General features: G+C 40.6%; 15 protein-coding genes. 12 read left to right on the top strand and 3 right to left on the bottom strand.

The genetic code is table 11. The features are described 5' to 3' along the window. The first annotated feature begins 321 nt into the window (after nucleotides 1-321). Nucleotides 322-825 (top strand): hypothetical protein, encoded by a 504-nt coding sequence (locus RI561_RS07585; protein ID WP_395079632.1) that lies wholly within the window; start codon nucleotides 322-324, stop codon nucleotides 823-825. Nucleotides 826-916: 91 nt separating this feature from the next. Here RI561_RS07585 and RI561_RS07580 read toward each other — a convergent pair whose 3' ends face one another. Beyond that, the gene (locus tag RI561_RS07580) at nucleotides 917-1,219 is read right to left on the bottom strand and encodes a hypothetical protein (protein WP_395079631.1); all 303 of its coding nucleotides are present in this window, start codon (nucleotides 1,217-1,219) and stop codon (nucleotides 917-919) included. Nucleotides 1,220-1,290: 71 nt separating this feature from the next. Between RI561_RS07580 and RI561_RS07575 the strand changes: the two genes are divergently transcribed. The 4 genes from RI561_RS07575 to RI561_RS07560 all read left to right on the top strand — a co-directional run bounded on the left by RI561_RS07575 (nucleotide 1,291) and on the right by RI561_RS07560 (nucleotide 2,913). Further along, nucleotides 1,291-1,698 (top strand): hypothetical protein, encoded by a 408-nt coding sequence (locus RI561_RS07575; protein WP_395079630.1) that lies wholly within the window; start codon nucleotides 1,291-1,293, stop codon nucleotides 1,696-1,698. Nucleotides 1,699-1,704: 6 nt separating this feature from the next. Beyond that, nucleotides 1,705-1,974: a hypothetical protein gene (locus RI561_RS07570; protein ID WP_395079629.1), complete on the top strand. Its 270-nt coding sequence runs from the start codon at nucleotides 1,705-1,707 to the stop codon at nucleotides 1,972-1,974. Between the two features lie 133 nt (nucleotides 1,975-2,107). Next, complete coding sequence (locus tag RI561_RS07565; RefSeq protein ID WP_395079628.1) at nucleotides 2,108-2,530, top strand: hypothetical protein; 423 nt, start codon at nucleotides 2,108-2,110, stop codon at nucleotides 2,528-2,530. Nucleotides 2,531-2,673: 143 nt separating this feature from the next. Continuing rightward, complete coding sequence (locus RI561_RS07560) at nucleotides 2,674-2,913, top strand: hypothetical protein (RefSeq protein ID WP_395079627.1); 240 nt, start codon at nucleotides 2,674-2,676, stop codon at nucleotides 2,911-2,913. 386 nt (nucleotides 2,914-3,299) lie between these two features. On the opposite strand, the gene RI561_RS07555 is transcribed toward RI561_RS07560, so the two are convergent. Beyond that, a complete protein-coding gene (locus RI561_RS07555; RefSeq protein ID WP_395079633.1) occupies nucleotides 3,300-3,983 on the bottom strand; it encodes a class I SAM-dependent methyltransferase in 684 nt (227 codons plus the stop codon). 604 nt (nucleotides 3,984-4,587) lie between these two features. Then, nucleotides 4,588-6,087: a sodium-dependent transporter gene (locus tag RI561_RS07550; protein WP_395079626.1), complete on the bottom strand. Its 1,500-nt coding sequence runs from the start codon at nucleotides 6,085-6,087 to the stop codon at nucleotides 4,588-4,590. Nucleotides 6,088-6,265: 178 nt separating this feature from the next. Between RI561_RS07550 and RI561_RS07545 the strand changes: the two genes are divergently transcribed. Genes RI561_RS07545 through RI561_RS07515 form a run of 7 tightly spaced genes read left to right on the top strand, consistent with a single transcriptional unit; the run spans nucleotide 6,266 to nucleotide 16,266 of the window. Next, entirely contained in the window at nucleotides 6,266-9,244 is a 2,979-nt protein-coding gene (locus RI561_RS07545) for a protein O-mannosyl-transferase family (RefSeq protein WP_395079625.1), read from the top strand. Between the two features lie 59 nt (nucleotides 9,245-9,303). Next, the gene (locus RI561_RS07540; RefSeq protein ID WP_395079624.1) at nucleotides 9,304-9,750 is read left to right on the top strand and encodes a hypothetical protein; all 447 of its coding nucleotides are present in this window, start codon (nucleotides 9,304-9,306) and stop codon (nucleotides 9,748-9,750) included. 11 nt (nucleotides 9,751-9,761) lie between these two features. After that, on the top strand, nucleotides 9,762-10,214 hold the full coding sequence (gene ybeY / locus RI561_RS07535) for an rRNA maturation RNase YbeY (protein ID WP_395079623.1): 453 nt from the start codon (nucleotides 9,762-9,764) through the stop codon (nucleotides 10,212-10,214). A 38-nt stretch (nucleotides 10,215-10,252) separates the two neighbouring features. Next, a complete protein-coding gene (locus RI561_RS07530) occupies nucleotides 10,253-11,422 on the top strand; it encodes a DUF445 domain-containing protein (protein ID WP_395079622.1) in 1,170 nt (389 codons plus the stop codon). Between the two features lie 10 nt (nucleotides 11,423-11,432). Continuing rightward, the gene (locus RI561_RS07525) at nucleotides 11,433-13,094 is read left to right on the top strand and encodes a S8 family peptidase (RefSeq protein ID WP_395079621.1); all 1,662 of its coding nucleotides are present in this window, start codon (nucleotides 11,433-11,435) and stop codon (nucleotides 13,092-13,094) included. A 6-nt stretch (nucleotides 13,095-13,100) separates the two neighbouring features. Next, the gene (locus tag RI561_RS07520; protein ID WP_395079620.1) at nucleotides 13,101-14,540 is read left to right on the top strand and encodes a phytoene desaturase family protein; all 1,440 of its coding nucleotides are present in this window, start codon (nucleotides 13,101-13,103) and stop codon (nucleotides 14,538-14,540) included. Nucleotides 14,541-14,571: 31 nt separating this feature from the next. After that, nucleotides 14,572-16,266, top strand: coding sequence for an ABC transporter permease (locus RI561_RS07515; RefSeq protein ID WP_395079619.1), 1,695 nt, complete (start codon nucleotides 14,572-14,574; stop codon nucleotides 16,264-16,266). Nucleotides 16,267-16,470: the final 204 nt, after the last annotated feature.

Raw genomic sequence — 16,470 nt, 5'->3', positions numbered from 1 at the left:
TGGAAATAAAGCAACTTCTTTAAATAAAATAGCTAAAAATTTCAATTTTCAAGATACATTATCTTTTCACACAGAAGTAATTGGTAAACAAAGCATTTTTACAGAAACATGGGATAATATAGAAGGAAGAACATTAACTCCTACAAAAGACATTGGTACCCTTTTGGGTAATTAAAAATCAGCCACATAACAACCGCATTAACGGCGGACGCAGAAGTGGCTTTGTTTAAATTTCTTGCCAATGATTGTTCAAATGAGTAGCCTTTTAAAAAACCATAATCCCTGCGCCGGTTATGCGGTAGGCCGTTATGTGTACTAAGAATGACACAGAAATTTTTCATAGTTCTATTTTTGATCTGCATTGGATGTACTAGGAAAAGTACACCTCCTGACCAGTATCAAATCTATACTTGGAAACATATTTCAACATCATCAGAAGTACTTGGGAAAAAAGATACAACAGTTGTCTCAGATACTTTAATAAACGGGGTTCCAATTAATTTAGATTCTCTTGCATTAAGAGCAGAACTATATTTAGACCCCAATGAATTAAATAGAACCGTAGAATCTGTAGATACTGTCTATATCGATTCAATTGATAAATATATAACCTACTCGAATCAATTTTCTACATTGTGGCTTCAAAAAGATCTAGGATTTATTCTTTCATTTTACTTTCATCTGAAACAAGGTTCACCTTGGTCATACCAACTAGTTGAGATTCAAAATATCGATGGAGAAAGTATTCAGGTATCGAATTATGAGCACTTGATAGATTCTATTCAATCTTTTCGATATCAAAAATTAGAAGAACTTGAAAACTAAACGTACACATAACAAGGCGTTTTAAGCGGACTCGTTTAGGGTTCGGAACCTTAATTTTAACAACTCGACTCGCCGCTTAAACGCTGGGACGTTATTGGTCTTTTGGGTAGGTTAGCTTAATTCCTAAATCATCCAGACATGCAATATAACCGTCTTCAAAGCCCCACTTCTTAGCAGACAATTCCTTATCGTCATTTAAATCTTTTGGGTACTTCTGCATGTACTTAGTAGCTCTTTTCCCAACGAAAAGCCTATCGGATTTATGAGGTCGCAACAAATAAAAATTAAATGGTAGCTTTATACGAAATCGCCCAATAACAATCGCATCAACGGCGGACACAGCCTCAGTTCCATTCATATTTTCTTCCAGTATTTCAGTTGTTTCATTTTCCATAGTTTCCAATCTCTGTGCCGGTTATGCTTCCCACGTTATGCCACCTAAATCTGAAATCTAAACAAAACTTTATGGGAAATACGGAAAAAATAATTTTTGGTATTGGCTTTTTACTTCTTATTACTTTATTAATATTTCCACCGGTGAAAATGGAGGGATATTCACCACTGTTTGCAACAGCTCATCGTATCAATGAAACAAATAGTATTCTTATTCCTGGTGGTGATTATGGAGAGAGTGATTCCAGAAATATCAATTGGACAAAAGATAGTAGAAGATTCTTTTTTCAAGACAATAATTTTGAAACGGATATAATCTTGAAAATAGTTCCCGAAAATCTAAGCGAAAATAATCCAGCAGAATCAATTGATGGGACTATTGAATGGGAATCAGAAATTAATATTGGAAGGATGTTAATTGAGCTTCTATTAATTTCATTGGTTTCAGTAGCAAGTATTGTTTATCTACGACAAAAATAAGCTGTCATGAGTTTTACATTAACTTTCAAGAAATCGATTTCAAAAAGAAAAGCTGTTGATAAAATTTTTATGATTGCCAAATTTAGTGATCATAACCAAAAGTTCAGACCTGAAACTAAAGAAGAGTTACAAAGGTATTTTTTAAGTCAGGGGTATAACACAGATCAACTAATAGAAAGCATTAGAAACAGCAAAATACCAGTACCGATTTTTGAAAATTTTATTGGCTCAACTTGGAAGATAACTGGAGGTAGTTTTAAACAAAAAATATTCTGATGGAACTGCAACTTTTGAACTAAATGGTCCAGGTGAAGTAATAATTTCAAGGTATTTAAGCCATTTTGAAACTGCTTGTGAAGCCAGAGATTCTGCAGTTACAAAAAACTCCTTCTCAGAATTGCAACGTTGCATGTCACAGGGCTTAACAAGTATTGATTCCTTTTTAAATTATTGTGCTTACCATTGGAATAAGAAGAACCCCTCAGATCTTTTGGTTGATAACTTTTCAAATAAAGTTAGTTTGGAAACCAAGATTAATGATTGGATACCAAAAATTTCTGGTGGTAATAAAATTGAAAAAAGAGTGAAACAATGGAGTGATTTTAAAAAATTAAAACAATTTCGGGATGAAGAAGCTGTTCATCCAAAGGGTATTAGTGGCGGTATTGAGTTTGAAAAAATTGCTGAATTATTAAATTCTTTCCGATATGGAATTGCTCTTCTTTTAGGCAATATTCATATGGTAGTAGGTAAAAAAATCCCTTCAATTATTATCAATGCTTATTACATGCCTGATGTAATAGTTGAGAAGGATAATACTTCGGTGGCATAACCAGCGTTTCAACTCGGACTTGGCCGATGTTTACCGGTTCAAAATTCGTGGGCTAAAAGAAATTACCAGTTTTAATTACATTACCTGCTAATAAGGCCAAGCCGGTTAAACGCAAGGTCGTTATGTAACTAAAGAAGAGATTCATGAACCATAAAATTGTTTTGTCGTTATTTATTCTGTCCTTTTCTATTTGGGGATGTTCTACAAACTCGGAACCCTTCCCTACATCAGGAACAATTGAAATCATTTATTCTGAGGGAGATGATATTGGAACAGGATTTTTATTCGAAGAGGGTACTTCTTTTACCCTTGCGGAACGTCCAAACACTGAACCTGATTTTTTAGTATTAGTTCATATCTCAGAAAGTAAAGTTGAAGGTTGATATCTGGCCGAACCTGAATTAGAACCTTCGTTTATATTATTATCGGAAGCAAACGATGCAGATAGTGCAAATACTTTCTTTGATACATTATCATTTATTCCAGATAATACTTTAACAGAACTTGCCTTACCACTGAGTGAAAACCAGGTTTGGGGAGTAAAAACTAAGAATGATCATTTTGCGAAAATTTTGATAAAAGAAGTCTGGGCAACTGCAGATACCTCCTCTTCAAATTTTATAACTCATTCCGGGAGTTTGACAATAAGGTGGGAGTACCAACCTGATGGAAGTAGAGAGTTTTGACCTCCTCCCCAACTACCCAGTTGGGAACGCTCTCTCAGACCACCCGGTCCAAAAGAATTATTAAAAATACAGAAGATCTTTACCTAAATATCAAAAACCTCATACATCGTAGTCACAATAATCCCCTTCCCATCTTTTGCAGGCAACGACAGCCATTCTTCATGTTCTTTCACCTCAAAATTAAATGGGGGAGCCAAAAGATCTACCCCACTCCCCTTTTTAAGCCGAATCCCCTGACCTGAAATGATATCCTTATTCGGTGTGAAATCCCCTTCAGGTATATGTTCCGTCAGTATCACATATTTATAACCATATAGCTTTTGAACGATGCTTTGTATTTCCCTATTCGATACATGCTGCAGCACATTTCTCAGGATCACACAATCACCGGAAGGCCATTCTTCGGTGGCAATATCGAGGCAAGAGAAGGTTACATGTTCATGATTGAACTTCTTTTTATTTCGTTCAATAAGATCAGCGACAATGTCCACCGCGTGGTACTTTTTGGTAAACTCCACCAATTCTTTACTCACATTAAAATCCCCGCAACCTAAATCACATACTACCAAAGGATCTTTGAAAGAGCTTAAAAACCCACTAACAACGTCTATATAAGGCTTCACCAACTCATGATGATGTGAACCGGAACCTGAATAAAATTCAGCCTCATCCCCGCCCCACAGATTCTTTTCATAAATTTGCTCCATAGCATCTTTAGTCGGCCAGGGCTTTTTTAATTTATTTGTTTTGTCCTCTTTCATGCGCATAATTTTAGCCATTATTAAACTCGGATGCATAGGTAACTTGTGATGGAAGCTAACTGTTATCTTCAGTCGCGAAAATACCATTAATACCAATTTTCGAGAAACAACTCATTGCCCAAAAACCATCCATCACCCCGCTCTTACAGAATAATTCTATTCTCTCCCAATTTAAACTGAGCGGAAAGATGGATTACAACCGTTCTATTTCTCCATCGGCCTCAGAAAAAAGAGCGCCTGTCCCGTACGCTTTGTGTCGGGGTTTAGAAATTGACGGAATGAAGCGTTAAGAAAGAAATCATACCGCTGAGAAATCAAGAAGCAATATACAGTCGTGATGGAGCATTGATTTCTTTTAGCGGAATTGCGGCAGCTTTAGCTCTTTTTTTGCCCGCCGTGACTTTTTGGTTCGTTTTTTGTCAAGAAAAAATGAACAAGAACTGTACCGATAGAATAAATCCAGATCAGGATATGTGAAGCTGGAGCTTCTGAAAAGGCATTCCAAAGGTGGACCTTCGGAACGAGGATCTCACTTGCCTAAGAAAATCTTGGCGATCCTAAAATCCCCAAAATCATGGTTCAAAAACCTGGTGCACTACAAGCCCCTCCATCACTCCGCTGTTTTCTTCTTGTTCTTACCCATCAACCGCTTACGGAAGAACCAAACAAGGCCTAAGGCAAGTCCCCATTGCACGACGACGGTCATCACCGAAAACGGGCTTAACGGATTGTACCAGGTATCGGGGGCATAGCTGGTGGCACTGAGGTACATCCACCATCCCAATAACGAAACCACTTCAATGGGCACCACATATTTGATGATGATCTCCCACCATTTACCTAAAGTAGCCGAGCGCTCTTCGGTATTGATAAGATCTTCTCGGAATTTCTGTGTTCCGTATTTAATAACTGCATACGAGATCAACGCTCCTGAAACCATCAAGCCAACGCCCCATACAAAATCCTGGTTAGCAAAGAAGTTTAAGTTTAGGGCTGAAGGGAGTCCAAATCCAAAACCGGCGAGGCAGATTACAATAGTTGCTCTTTTTCTCACGGCTCCCATATCTACAAAAACCTTGGTAGCCAATTCAATCATTGATATCAGTGAGCTGAAAGCAGCAAACGTTAATCCAAGGAAAAACAGGATCGCAAAAATGCCGCCCCCTCCCATTTTAGCAAAAAGCTGTGGCATCCAGATGAATGTAAGTCCCGTTGAGGCCGGACCTGAAGTTTGCATCACTTCTAAAATTTCTCCGCTATTCATAGCCGGACTCAAAGTTCCGAATACCGTAGAAAAGATGATTATAGCAGCCAGTAAAGAAACCATATTATTCCCAATACCGGTTTGGAAAGCCGTTACGGTTACATCATCGGTTTTACGCATATAGGCAGCGTAGGTGAGAATCAGTCCCCATGCAGCGCCGGTATCCCAGGCATTTTGAGTGAGGGCTTCCAGCCAAATTCTTGGTTCCTTTAGGGTGGACCAATCCGGGGTGAACAGGTATTCAATTCCGAGTCCACTGCCCTCCAGCGACAATGCCTTAAACAAAGAAATGATGAGCACCAGCAAAAGGGAGGGAATCAAAACTTTATTCACCTTCTCAATAGATGAAATTCCTTTAATCACAATAAATCCGCCTATTCCCATCACCAGGGCATGACCTGCAACCGGCCAGTTTGAACCTTGAAATCCTTCCCAAATAGCATTTGCGGTAGAAAGGTCGGCAGGAAGGGCCGTTGTTATACTTGTTATCAGGTAGTACAAACACCAGCTTGCAACCACACTGTAATAAAACATGATGGCCGTAGCTACAAAGCCTACAAAGCCGCCAAGCCAGCCCTTCTTCTCCCCGATCAATGCTACAAAAGAGCCAACAACCCCCTTTCGGCCATGCCGTCCCATTCCATACTCAGCAATAATGAGCGGTATTGACCAAAGCAGCAAGAAACAGATCCAGGCAAATAAAAAAGCACCGGCTCCTTCCTGCCCTCCATTTTGTGCGGCAATTCTTGGGAAACGCCAAATATTACCCGTCCCAATTGCGATACCAAGAACACTTAAAATTAAACCCAGTTTAGATGAAAACCTTTCGTTTGTATTGGCAGACATAAAATTTAAGTTAGTTTGTAATATGAATTTATAATTCTCGTTTTATCTGCGAGAAGTTTAAATTCTTATGTATCTTTGATTTTGAATAAAAACAGGTGCTGCTTATAATTGCGTGCCTATCTTAAAGTCTATTCGACGAATATCCAAAAACTTTTTTGAGCTGTTTAAACAATATTACATGTTTTCAAATCACAAAACGACCAATAAGTACCTCGCTCTTTTAGCTTTTATTGCTTCACTTGTTATTTATACCCTCACCATGGCCCCTACGGCCAGCTTCTGGGATTCCGGTGAGTTCATAGCCGTAGCGCACGGCTTGCAAGTTAATCACCCTCCCGGAGCACCATTCTATTCTCTTGTGGGAAGAATATTCTCCATGTTTATGCCTGCAGGATATGTGGCCATTAGTATAAATTTCATTAGTGCATTGTCGTCGGCTCTCACCGTAATGTTTCTGTACCTAATTACCGTTCGCTTAGTTCGAGAGTGGAAGGGACATCCGGATAAAATGGATGCAATGAATAAAATCGGGATGTACGGCGGTGCTTTAGTGGGGGCATTGACCTTTGCCGTTACCGATACTTTTTGGTTTAGTGCCGTTGAAGCTGAAGTTTACGCCATGTCCATGTTTTTTACCTCAATTGTGGTTTGGCTTGCGCTGAAGTGGGCTGAAAATCATGATAAACCTTACAATGAAAAGTGGTTGGTTTTGATTGCTTATTTGTTTGGGTTAGCTATAGGAGTTCACCTTTTAAATGTATTGGCTTTATTCTTTGTAGCTCTTATCATTTACTTTAAAGTTCGGGATTTTGAGTGGAAATCATTCTTAGTGATGGGCGGTATTGCAGTAGTTTCATTCTTTGTTATATATCCTTTCACCATTCAAAATATTCCGTCCATAGCCAATGGTGTTGGTGATGCTACCTATGGATTAATCGGTCCAATTACCTTCTTAATTTTGTTCATGATGGGTGTGGCATATGCCATTTACTATACCCACAAAAACAGAATGCGTATGGCTAACATTGTAGCCATTTGCTATGCGATGATCCTAATCGGCTTTTCTTCCTATTCTGTGATTATGATTCGCTCTATCGCTGATCCTCCCATTGATGAAAATGATCCCGAAACCGCTGAGGCTTTTATCAGTTATTTGAAGCGGGAACAGTATGGCGCTACCCCTATTTTAAAAGGAAATTTTTATGATGAAAGTACCGGTCAAATTACCCGGGAAGAGGAAAAACTATTTCCAAGACGCTATTCTCCTGCCCCTAATCACTTAGAGCAATATGGGCAGTATACCTCCGACTGGGATTTCTTCTGGAATTACCAGGTCAATCACATGTATGTCCGGTATTTCAACTGGAACTTTATAGGCCGGGAAGCGGACATTCAAGATGCCGGCTGGAGGTCCGGATTTGAGGAAGCTCAATATCCCGAAAACAAAGCCAATAACGCTTATTTCTTCATTCCTTTTATACTGGGATTATTTGGAATGATCTATCACTTTAACTCTGACTGGAAACGAGCTCTGGCCATTTTAGCCCTTTTTATCGTCACCGGTCTGGCTATTATCGTCTTCCTGAATCAAACCCCGGAACAACCGCGTGAACGGGATTATGCCTATGTGGGATCGTTCTTTGCCTTTTCTATATGGATCGGACTCGGGGTGACCGGCCTAGTGGAAATGATTAAAGGCTTTGCTGATAAAAAAGTACTTGGTTATGCCGCTATTGGAGTTTGCCTGCTCGCATCACCGGTATGGATGGGATACCAAAACTGGGACGACCATGACCGAAGCAACCGCTATGTGGCACCTGATTATGCCCGTAATTTATTAGAATCTACCGCTCCAAATTCCATTCTATTTACCAATGGCGATAATGATACTTTCCCGCTTTGGTATTTGCAGGAAGTGGAAGGAGTTCGTACGGATGTTCGTATTGTTTGTCTAAGTTTGCTTAATACGGATTGGTACATCAAGCAGCTGCGCGACCAATGGTCTCATGAATCGGCTCCATTGCCTATTTCTCTATCTGATGAAGAAGTAGAACGTGTTACTTCGGGTATCACTCAATGGCAACCGAAAACTGTAGAGATTCCCGTTGATAAAGAAATGCTGAGAAATGCCTTTTCAGATGATCGAAACTATAAAGAATCTATTGGAGTGAAACCTGATACCTCCCTCCCAATTCTTCAAAAAGGAATAGACTTTGAGATGCCGGTCGATTCCCTTGATGAGGTCGTGAGCTGGAGACTTAATGGGCGTCTGTATGGAGAAGACCCACAAGGCAACAGAGTCTATTACATGCAGGTTCAGGATCGATTGATATTAGATATACTGCGAACCAATAACTGGTTACGGCCTGTTTATTTCGCGAATACGGTATCTCAGCAAAGTCAGCTTAATCTTCAAGGTTATTTCAGGAATGAAGGAAAAGCCTATCGTGTGGTACCAAAAGATTTCGGTGCGGGAAGAGATGGATACATCGATACCGATATATTTACGGACCGCCTAGAAAACTTCCAGTTCAGAGAGTGGGATAATCCCGATGTCTATTTTGACGAGAACATCCGTAGGATGCTCACCAACTATCGCTTCAATTTCATGGCCTTAGCGATGAAGTATTATGAAGAAGGAAAAGCTGATAGTGCCGGATTCTGGCTGAAATGGGGGGAAGACAAAGTTCCATTCAGGCCCGACGAAAATAACGAAAACTTAAAGCTGCTGTATTCCGTACGATACGCGCAGGTAGGTTTAACTGAAGATGCGGTACGTTTAGCCGGCTCAACGGAGCAAGAATTAGTGGATCGGTTAAATAATAACCTGACAAGATTTACTGAAATTGAAAACGAATTCAATCAATTGAACAGTGAATTTGAAAGTGCAAGGTCTCGAGGTAACATAAGCCAACAAAGAGATCTGCGTTCTCAACTTAACCAACTTAGTTCTCAAGCCCAGCAATATATAACCCAGGTCAGAACGACTCGACAATCACTTACACTGATTCAATACACCTATTTCCAAGCTGACCTAACGGACCAAGCTGTAGCTTTAGGTGAAGAAGTTGATGGTATTATGGGTGAGCAATTCCCCCCAATGCCGGCCACTAAAGAAGAAAGTGAAAACGAAATTGACCGATATGGACTAAATTAACTCCATTATTTATACTTGTTCAGCGGTGTTGTATATTTAGATGCATTAATCCATTAGCTATGATTCACAAATTTACTGAAGAAAATTTAGAAACAATTGGTAAGGTACTTGGCACTAAGCCCAAACCTTTAGGCAATGATGTGTTTAGGTTTGAGGTTAAAAGTGAAGAAGAATCCCGTAAACTTGCACTTGAAATTCATCTCGGTCTCGACGTTAATAACGAAGAAATGAATATGGTTTCGGTGTATTCCTACAACACTTTTTTGCAGCTGCACAACTGTACCGCCTTTGTAGAAAGTGAGATTTTACAGCAGGTAACTTTTTTCGGAAAATCCGGAGAAAAAACATCCGGCCTCATTGTTGAGAAAACCGCCGGTTGCAGCCTCTATGCAAATGTAGATAATTCCATTTTGAGTGGAGATTTCACTCAACTTCCCGAAGATTTAATGATGTGCGGCATTGCCCTCTCTCTCACTGAATCGATGGACGATGACTTCTCATTTTAACTGACACACCCTTGGATACATCCTCCTCTATCCTTCAAATATTTAATGAAAGTGATGAGGAAATTCCGCTCACCCATTCCAGTGCAGAATCTATCTTGTCATCCATCTCAAAAAATGAAAACGCTTCTTTTGAGATGATTGAACTCGTTTATGTTGATGAAGAAGAAATTGTGCGAATTAATAAAGAACACCTCGGTAGAGACTATATAACGGATATCATTTCTTTTAGGTATGATGGTGGTCAACAAAAAAATGACAATACCACTATTGAAGGCACACTTTTTTGTTGTGCTCCCCGAATTATTGAACAAGCAATAGAATTTAATGAATCGAAAGAGCGGGAATTTAAGCGCATTTTTATTCATGGATTACTGCACTTAGTGGGATACGAAGACAACACTCCTGATAAAAAACAGCACATGACCGACCTGGAAAACAAATACCTGGCTATGGATAAAGGCTAACCTTTGATCTCGCTTTCCGTACATCCCTAAAAAATTGTATGAGCAAAAATCCCGATACAAATATCATCAAAGAGCAAACCAAGCAGTATGGGAAACGACTCTGGGAACTCATTCAAACACAGGTTCAAAAACACTCTAATACTGAACCGGCTGTTTTAGCTAAAAGTGTTCCACCACGAAAAAGAACAGAGCATCCCTGGCTGATGAAGTTACTGCTGGCTGTTCCTTATGTACTATTGATGATTTTTATTGGTTCATTTTTTTGGGACTTCCCGGGTTTTGAAGCTACCGTTTTTGGTATTTATTTTTCATTTGAAGGAATTCTTAGGATCGTAAGTGTTAGTGGCCTGATAGGTTTTCTTACCAACTGGCTTGCCATAACCATGCTTTTTCGCCCCACCCATAAACGCCCTTTGTTAGGCCAAGGACTTATCCCCGCACAGAAAGACCGAATTGCCTATCGCCTGGCCCGTGCCGTTTCTGAAGACCTGATCAACCCACAGATTATTAAACGAAAGATTCACGAATCTCAGGCTATTGCCAAGTATCGTGAAAAGGCCACCGTATATGTTAAAAACATCATCGATGACCCGGAATTTAGAGACAATCTGAAAATCCTGGTGGTCAGCTATGTGGATGAAATGATTGCGGATCCGGAAGTCCGGTCTTCCATCTCCAAGAAACTCATTGAACAAATTGATGAAGCTATTGAGGAAAATTCTTTTGAGAAAGTCGCCCTAAAGGCATACAGTTTTCTAAAAGGACAAGAAATGCAGGATTTGGTTGAGAGTGCCCTGGTAAAACTACCTACAGGTATTGAAAATGGCCTTAACAAAATGGATACTTTTTTAGATGAACTTCCCGGCAAGCTGGATGAGCACGGATCAGTCATTGAAGAATTAGTGACCGAACTGTTATATAAACTCATCAATCAGCTGGATGTTCAGGCATTGGTGGAAGACAATCTCCGCCAATATGATGAAAAGAAACTTGAGACTCTCATCAAGAACGCAAGTAACGACCAACTTCAGTACATTCAATACTTGGGTGCAGTACTTGGTACTTTTGGCGGGTTTATTATTTGGGAACCGGTTGCAAGTATTCTCGTGTTGGGTGTGATAATAGGAATTACCCTAACTGCTGACACCCTTATACATTCAATCAGAAAACGAAATCAAAAAGATAATCTACCGACTGTAGAATCATAATTTTTTATTCATGAATCATTATTCTTTCAAGCTCTTCACCTTTCTGTTAATCACAATTTTTACCGTTAGTTGTGCAGGAACGAAGTCTGCAACGGACTCAACCAATGACATAGAAACAAGTGAAACCACATCAACGGAAACAACAGCCGTATCTGCAACGGAAACCTGGCACCTTACCCCCTCAAATGCATCTCCATATTACGGAACCGGGGTTGAAAAAGCTTATTTAGAACTGCTTGCCGACCAATCCCCAGAAGAAAAAGTGATAGTTGCCATTATAGATTCAGGTACCGATATAGAGCATGAAGACTTGCAGGGTAAAATCTGGGTGAATGACGACGAAATTCCGGGAAACAGACAGGATGATGACAATAATGGATACACTGATGACATCAACGGCTGGAATTTTATTGGCGGACCGGATGGCAGTCACGTAAATAAAGACACGTACGAAGTGACCCGACTGTATCGAAAATTAAGTAACAAATTCGAAGATGTAAGTGAAGATTCGGTAGATCCGGAGAATCAGGATGAATACGAGTATTATCTCGAAATTAAGGATGCTTATGAGAGTCGTGTTCAGCAAAATCAGCAGGAATTAACACAGGTCAGCCAAACGATGCAGGCCGTTCAATTTGCCAAACAAACTTTGGGTATTGCCAGTATCGACTCTGTTTCAAGTGAAGATTTACAAATATCCGGTCAGGAAAGTCAACAACTTCAACAAGCCAAACAAATCCTTAGTTATTTAAAAGGAAATGGAGCAACCGAAGCTGATCTCGAAGATCTTCAGGAATATTATGAGCATGTACAAGGGCTTGCTGAGTATGGATTAAACCCTGATTTCAATCCCCGTGATATTGTGGGTGATAACTATAGAAATCTGGATAACAGAATTTACGGAAATAATGATGTAATTGGCCCGACCGCTGATCATGGTACTCATGTTGCAGGAATCGTTGGTGCTGTCAGAGACAACAATTTAGGTGCTGTGGGCGTAGCCGGTAATATCGAACTTATGATACTCAGAACCGTCCCAGATGGCGATGAAAGAGATAAAGATGTTGCCAACTCCATCCGTTATGCCGCTGAAAATGGAGCCCGGGTTATAAATATGAGCTTCGGCAAAGGCTATTCACCTCAAAAAGAATATGTTGATGCTGCTATGAAATTTGCTGATAGCCTGGGTGTATTAATGGTCTCAGGAGCAGGAAACGGAAGTGATAATATTGACAGTACGGCTTCTTTCCCTACTCGATTCTATGAAGATGGAGGTCAGGCTACCAATTATCTGAGTGTAGGTGCTACTTCATGGCAGTCTGATTCTTCTTTAGTAGCTACCTTCTCAAATTATGGAAAATCGAATGTTGATCTTTTTGCGCCGGGTGTTGATATCTATTCAACCTATCCCGAAAATGAGTATCAAATGAACAGCGGAACCAGTATGGCTTCACCCGTTGTTGCCGGTGTTGCCGCATTGATTATGTCCTACTATCCTGAATTACCGACTCCTGAAGTACGGAATATTATTTTAGAAACAGTCACCAAAATAGACCAAGTCGTTTATAAGCCTGGAAGCATGGAGCCCATTTATTTCTCAGAACTCTCTACTACCGGTGGCATCATTAATGCATATGAAGCACTGAAATTAGCCGAAGAACGATCAAACTAAATCACCTTGCCTGACCCCAAAACAGAGTACGATGCAGTAGTTGTAGGTTCCGGTCCCAATGGACTGAGTGCCGCGGTACGTTTGGCTCAAGAGGGATTGAAGGTCGTAGTGCTTGAAGCTAAATCAACTATTGGAGGAGGAACAAGAACACAGGAGTTGACAGAACCGGGTTTTCTCCATGACGTATGTTCGGCTGTTCACCCCACTGCTGCAAGTTCCCCGTTCTTTAAAACGCTGGGACTTGAAAATTTTGGGCTGGAATACATTTATCCGGAAATACCATATGCCCACCCCCTCGACGATGGTGAAGCTGCAATTGCTTATAAATCCCTGGAGCAAACAATAGCTCATCTTGGAGAAGACGGAAAAGCCTACCAAAAAGTATTCACTGAATTTGTAGAGCATTGGGAATATCTCGCCGAAGACATTTTTGGTACACTCAGGATTCCTAAACATCCTTTACTGATGGCTCGATTTGGCTGGTATGGATTATTTTCAGGACAGCAATTCACTGACATTCACTTTCAGTCAGAAAAAGCAAAAGCTCTTTTTGCGGGATGTGCGGCACACAGTATTATTCCATTGAATAAAGCTTTTACGGCCTCTTTTGGCTTGGTATTGGGGAGCTCTGCTCACGCATTAGGATGGCCGGTCGCTAAAGAAGGTTCCTCTGCTATAACGGATGCACTGGCGAAGCTTTTTACTTCACTCGGCGGAAGTATCGTTACCGACCATGAAGTGAATGATTTAAATGATATTCCTTCATCAAAAACGGTCTTATTTGATTTAACGCCTCAGCAAATCAACAACATTGCCGGGGATAAACTCCCAAATAAATACAGAAACAGATTTAAAAATTATCAGTATGGACCCGGAACATTTAAAATAGACTGGGCATTATCAGAACCCGTTCCCTGGCAAAACGAAGCCTGCCGAAAAGCAGGGACTCTTCACTTAGGCGGTACATTCAAAGAAATTGCGGCGAGCGAAGAAGACGCGTGGAACGGAGATCATTCTGAAAATCCCTATGTATTGGTTTCACAACCCAGCCTTTTTGATGAAACCCGTGCTCCAAAAAGCAAACACACTTTATGGGCCTATTGTCATGTGCCTAACGGCTCCACAAAAGATATGACTTCTGTCATCGAAGCTCAGATCGAGCGTTTTGCCCCTGGATTCAAAGATACCATCATTAGTAAACACACATTTAACTCGTCTGAGATGCAGGCTTACAACAGCAACTACATTGGCGGAGATATCAATGGTGGAGCACAAATCGCCAAACAATTATTTGGAAGACCGGTGTTGAAATGGGATCCATACAAAATTCCCGTAAAAGGAATGTATATCTGCTCTTCATCCACCCCACCCGGCGGAGGCGTTCATGGTATGTGTGGATTTCATGCAGCCCAATCTTTATTGCGAAATGAATTTGGGATCTCCTGAAAATTAAAGTCACAGAAGCTTATCTTTAAGCATGCTAAAATCGCTGCATACCACCATTCAAAATTTGAGATCCGATTCATCTAAGATCAGACAGAAATCTCCTAAATGGACATTCTTCAGCATGGGTATTGCACTGCTGATTTCCATCCCTATTCTGACGGTCGTGTTCTCCATTTTTACTCCAGCCGGCGATGTTTGGAGTCACCTCGCTGATACGGTATTAGATGATTACGTCCTCAATTCAATCATCCTAATTTTTGGCGTTTCTTTTGGGGTAATACTTTTCGGAGTCTCATCAGCCTGGCTTATCACGATGACCAATTTTCCCGGTCGAAAAATATTTGAGTGGGCTTCCATCCTTCCTTTTGCTATTCCGGCCTATCTGATGGCCTATATCTATACTGATTTCCTGGATATCGCAGGACCTTTCCAAACTACCATTCGCAACTTATTTGGGCTTGGCTTAGGCGATTATTGGTTTCCAAATATCCGATCTATCGAAGGCGCCATTTTGATTATGTCACTGGCTTTCTATCCGTATGTGTATATGCTGGCCCGCTCTTCTTTTTTGGAGCAGTCAACCAGTTTGTTGGAAGCAAGCCGGATACTCGGATATTCTTCCTGGCAAAGTTTCTTTAAAGTCGCCCTGCCTGTTGCCCGTCCGGGTATAGCCGCAGGTCTCGCCTTAGCCCTCATGGAAACTTTAAACGATTTTGGAACGGTTGAATACTTTGGTGTCCAAACGTTTACTACCGGCATTTACCGTACCTGGTTTGGTTTGGGGGAACGTCCTGCTGCAGCACAGTTAGCGGCCTTCCTTTTGGCTTTCATCGTCGTGCTCTTGATTCTTGAGCGCTGGTCCCGAAATAAAATCAGCAATGAAAAAGCCAATTCATCCCGTTTTAAAAGATTGAATAGATTCCAACTGCATGGCTTCAAATCCGGTGCTGCTTTTACAGTTTGTTTCCTGCCGGTTTTGATTGGATTTATTTTGCCTGTTATCCTTCTCTTGGAGATGTTTTTCTCTAATCTAAATTACCTGGATTTTAAATTTATTGAACTTTCCTTTAACTCCTTCACCGTTTCGGCTCTGACCGGCTTTTTGGCTGTCGTACTGGCTCTTGTTATGGCTTATTCAGCACGATTAAATCAAACCCGGCTAGTGAAATTTTTCAATCGCATAAGTTCTCTGGGGTATGCTATTCCGGGGTCTGTGATTGCCGTTGGGGTACTTATCCCATTCGGATATTTCGATAATACGATTGATTCCTTTTTCAGGGAAAACCTGAGCTTTTCATCGGGATTGTTACTTAGTGGGACCATCTTTGCCATGGTCTTTGCCTACTTAGTACGCTTTCTGTCGGTTTCATTTGGTGGAGTTGAATCCAGCATGGAAAAGATTACCCCAAATATGGATGAAGCAGCCAGAGGTTTGGGATACAGCTTTTCAAAAGTACTCAGACGTATTCATATTCCCATGATGTCAGGCGGACTGCTTACTGCCGGACTTCTTGTTTTCGTAGATGTGATGAAGGAACTTCCTGCCACTCTTATTGTACGCCCTTTTAATTTTGATACTTTAGCCGTTCAGGTATATCGATATGCTTCCGATGAACGACTGGCTGAATCAGCCGGTGCGGCTCTTATGATCGTACTTGTCGGCATCATTCCCGTAATCATCATCAGCCGAACCATCGCCAAATCTCGTAAGTCAGAGACGCAGTAAACATTATAGGATAGGGAGAAAACCCTTCAAGGGTTAAAGCAACCAATTCGACTTCAAGCTGCCTACTCAAAACCCTGGAAACCTGAGTTTGATTAAAAGTTTCAAGAAGTTGTCATTCTTGTAGATGTCAAGGAAAATGTAGTCTGATACAACTCAAAATCAAAGCTAATAGGAATAATAGGATAGTAAATGAGATATTGCCCT

It is taken from the genome of Gracilimonas sp., from assembly GCF_031581265.1.
Classification (GTDB): Bacteria; Bacteroidota; Rhodothermia; order Balneolales; family Balneolaceae; genus Gracilimonas.
Note: the sequence above shows the minus strand (reverse complement) of the source record. Positions and strands in the feature narration are given on the sequence as shown.

Coding starts and splice junctions, on each gene's coding strand:
- RI561_RS07550 (WP_395079626.1), bottom strand. CDS start 6,087: ATGTCTGCCAATACAAACGAAAGGTTTTCATCTAAACTGGGTTTAATT.
- RI561_RS07540 (WP_395079624.1), top strand. CDS start 9,304: ATGATTCACAAATTTACTGAAGAAAATTTAGAAACAATTGGTAAGGTA.
- RI561_RS07560 (WP_395079627.1), top strand. CDS start 2,674: ATGAACCATAAAATTGTTTTGTCGTTATTTATTCTGTCCTTTTCTATT.
- RI561_RS07545 (WP_395079625.1), top strand. CDS start 6,266: ATGTTTTCAAATCACAAAACGACCAATAAGTACCTCGCTCTTTTAGCT.
- RI561_RS07585 (WP_395079632.1), top strand. CDS start 322: ATGACACAGAAATTTTTCATAGTTCTATTTTTGATCTGCATTGGATGT.
- RI561_RS07575 (WP_395079630.1), top strand. CDS start 1,291: ATGGGAAATACGGAAAAAATAATTTTTGGTATTGGCTTTTTACTTCTT.
- RI561_RS07580 (WP_395079631.1), bottom strand. CDS start 1,219: ATGGAAAATGAAACAACTGAAATACTGGAAGAAAATATGAATGGAACT.
- RI561_RS07525 (WP_395079621.1), top strand. CDS start 11,433: ATGAATCATTATTCTTTCAAGCTCTTCACCTTTCTGTTAATCACAATT.
- RI561_RS07570 (WP_395079629.1), top strand. CDS start 1,705: ATGAGTTTTACATTAACTTTCAAGAAATCGATTTCAAAAAGAAAAGCT.
- RI561_RS07530 (WP_395079622.1), top strand. CDS start 10,253: ATGAGCAAAAATCCCGATACAAATATCATCAAAGAGCAAACCAAGCAG.
- RI561_RS07555 (WP_395079633.1), bottom strand. CDS start 3,983: ATGCGCATGAAAGAGGACAAAACAAATAAATTAAAAAAGCCCTGGCCG.
- RI561_RS07565 (WP_395079628.1), top strand. CDS start 2,108: ATGTCACAGGGCTTAACAAGTATTGATTCCTTTTTAAATTATTGTGCT.
- RI561_RS07515 (WP_395079619.1), top strand. CDS start 14,572: ATGCTAAAATCGCTGCATACCACCATTCAAAATTTGAGATCCGATTCA.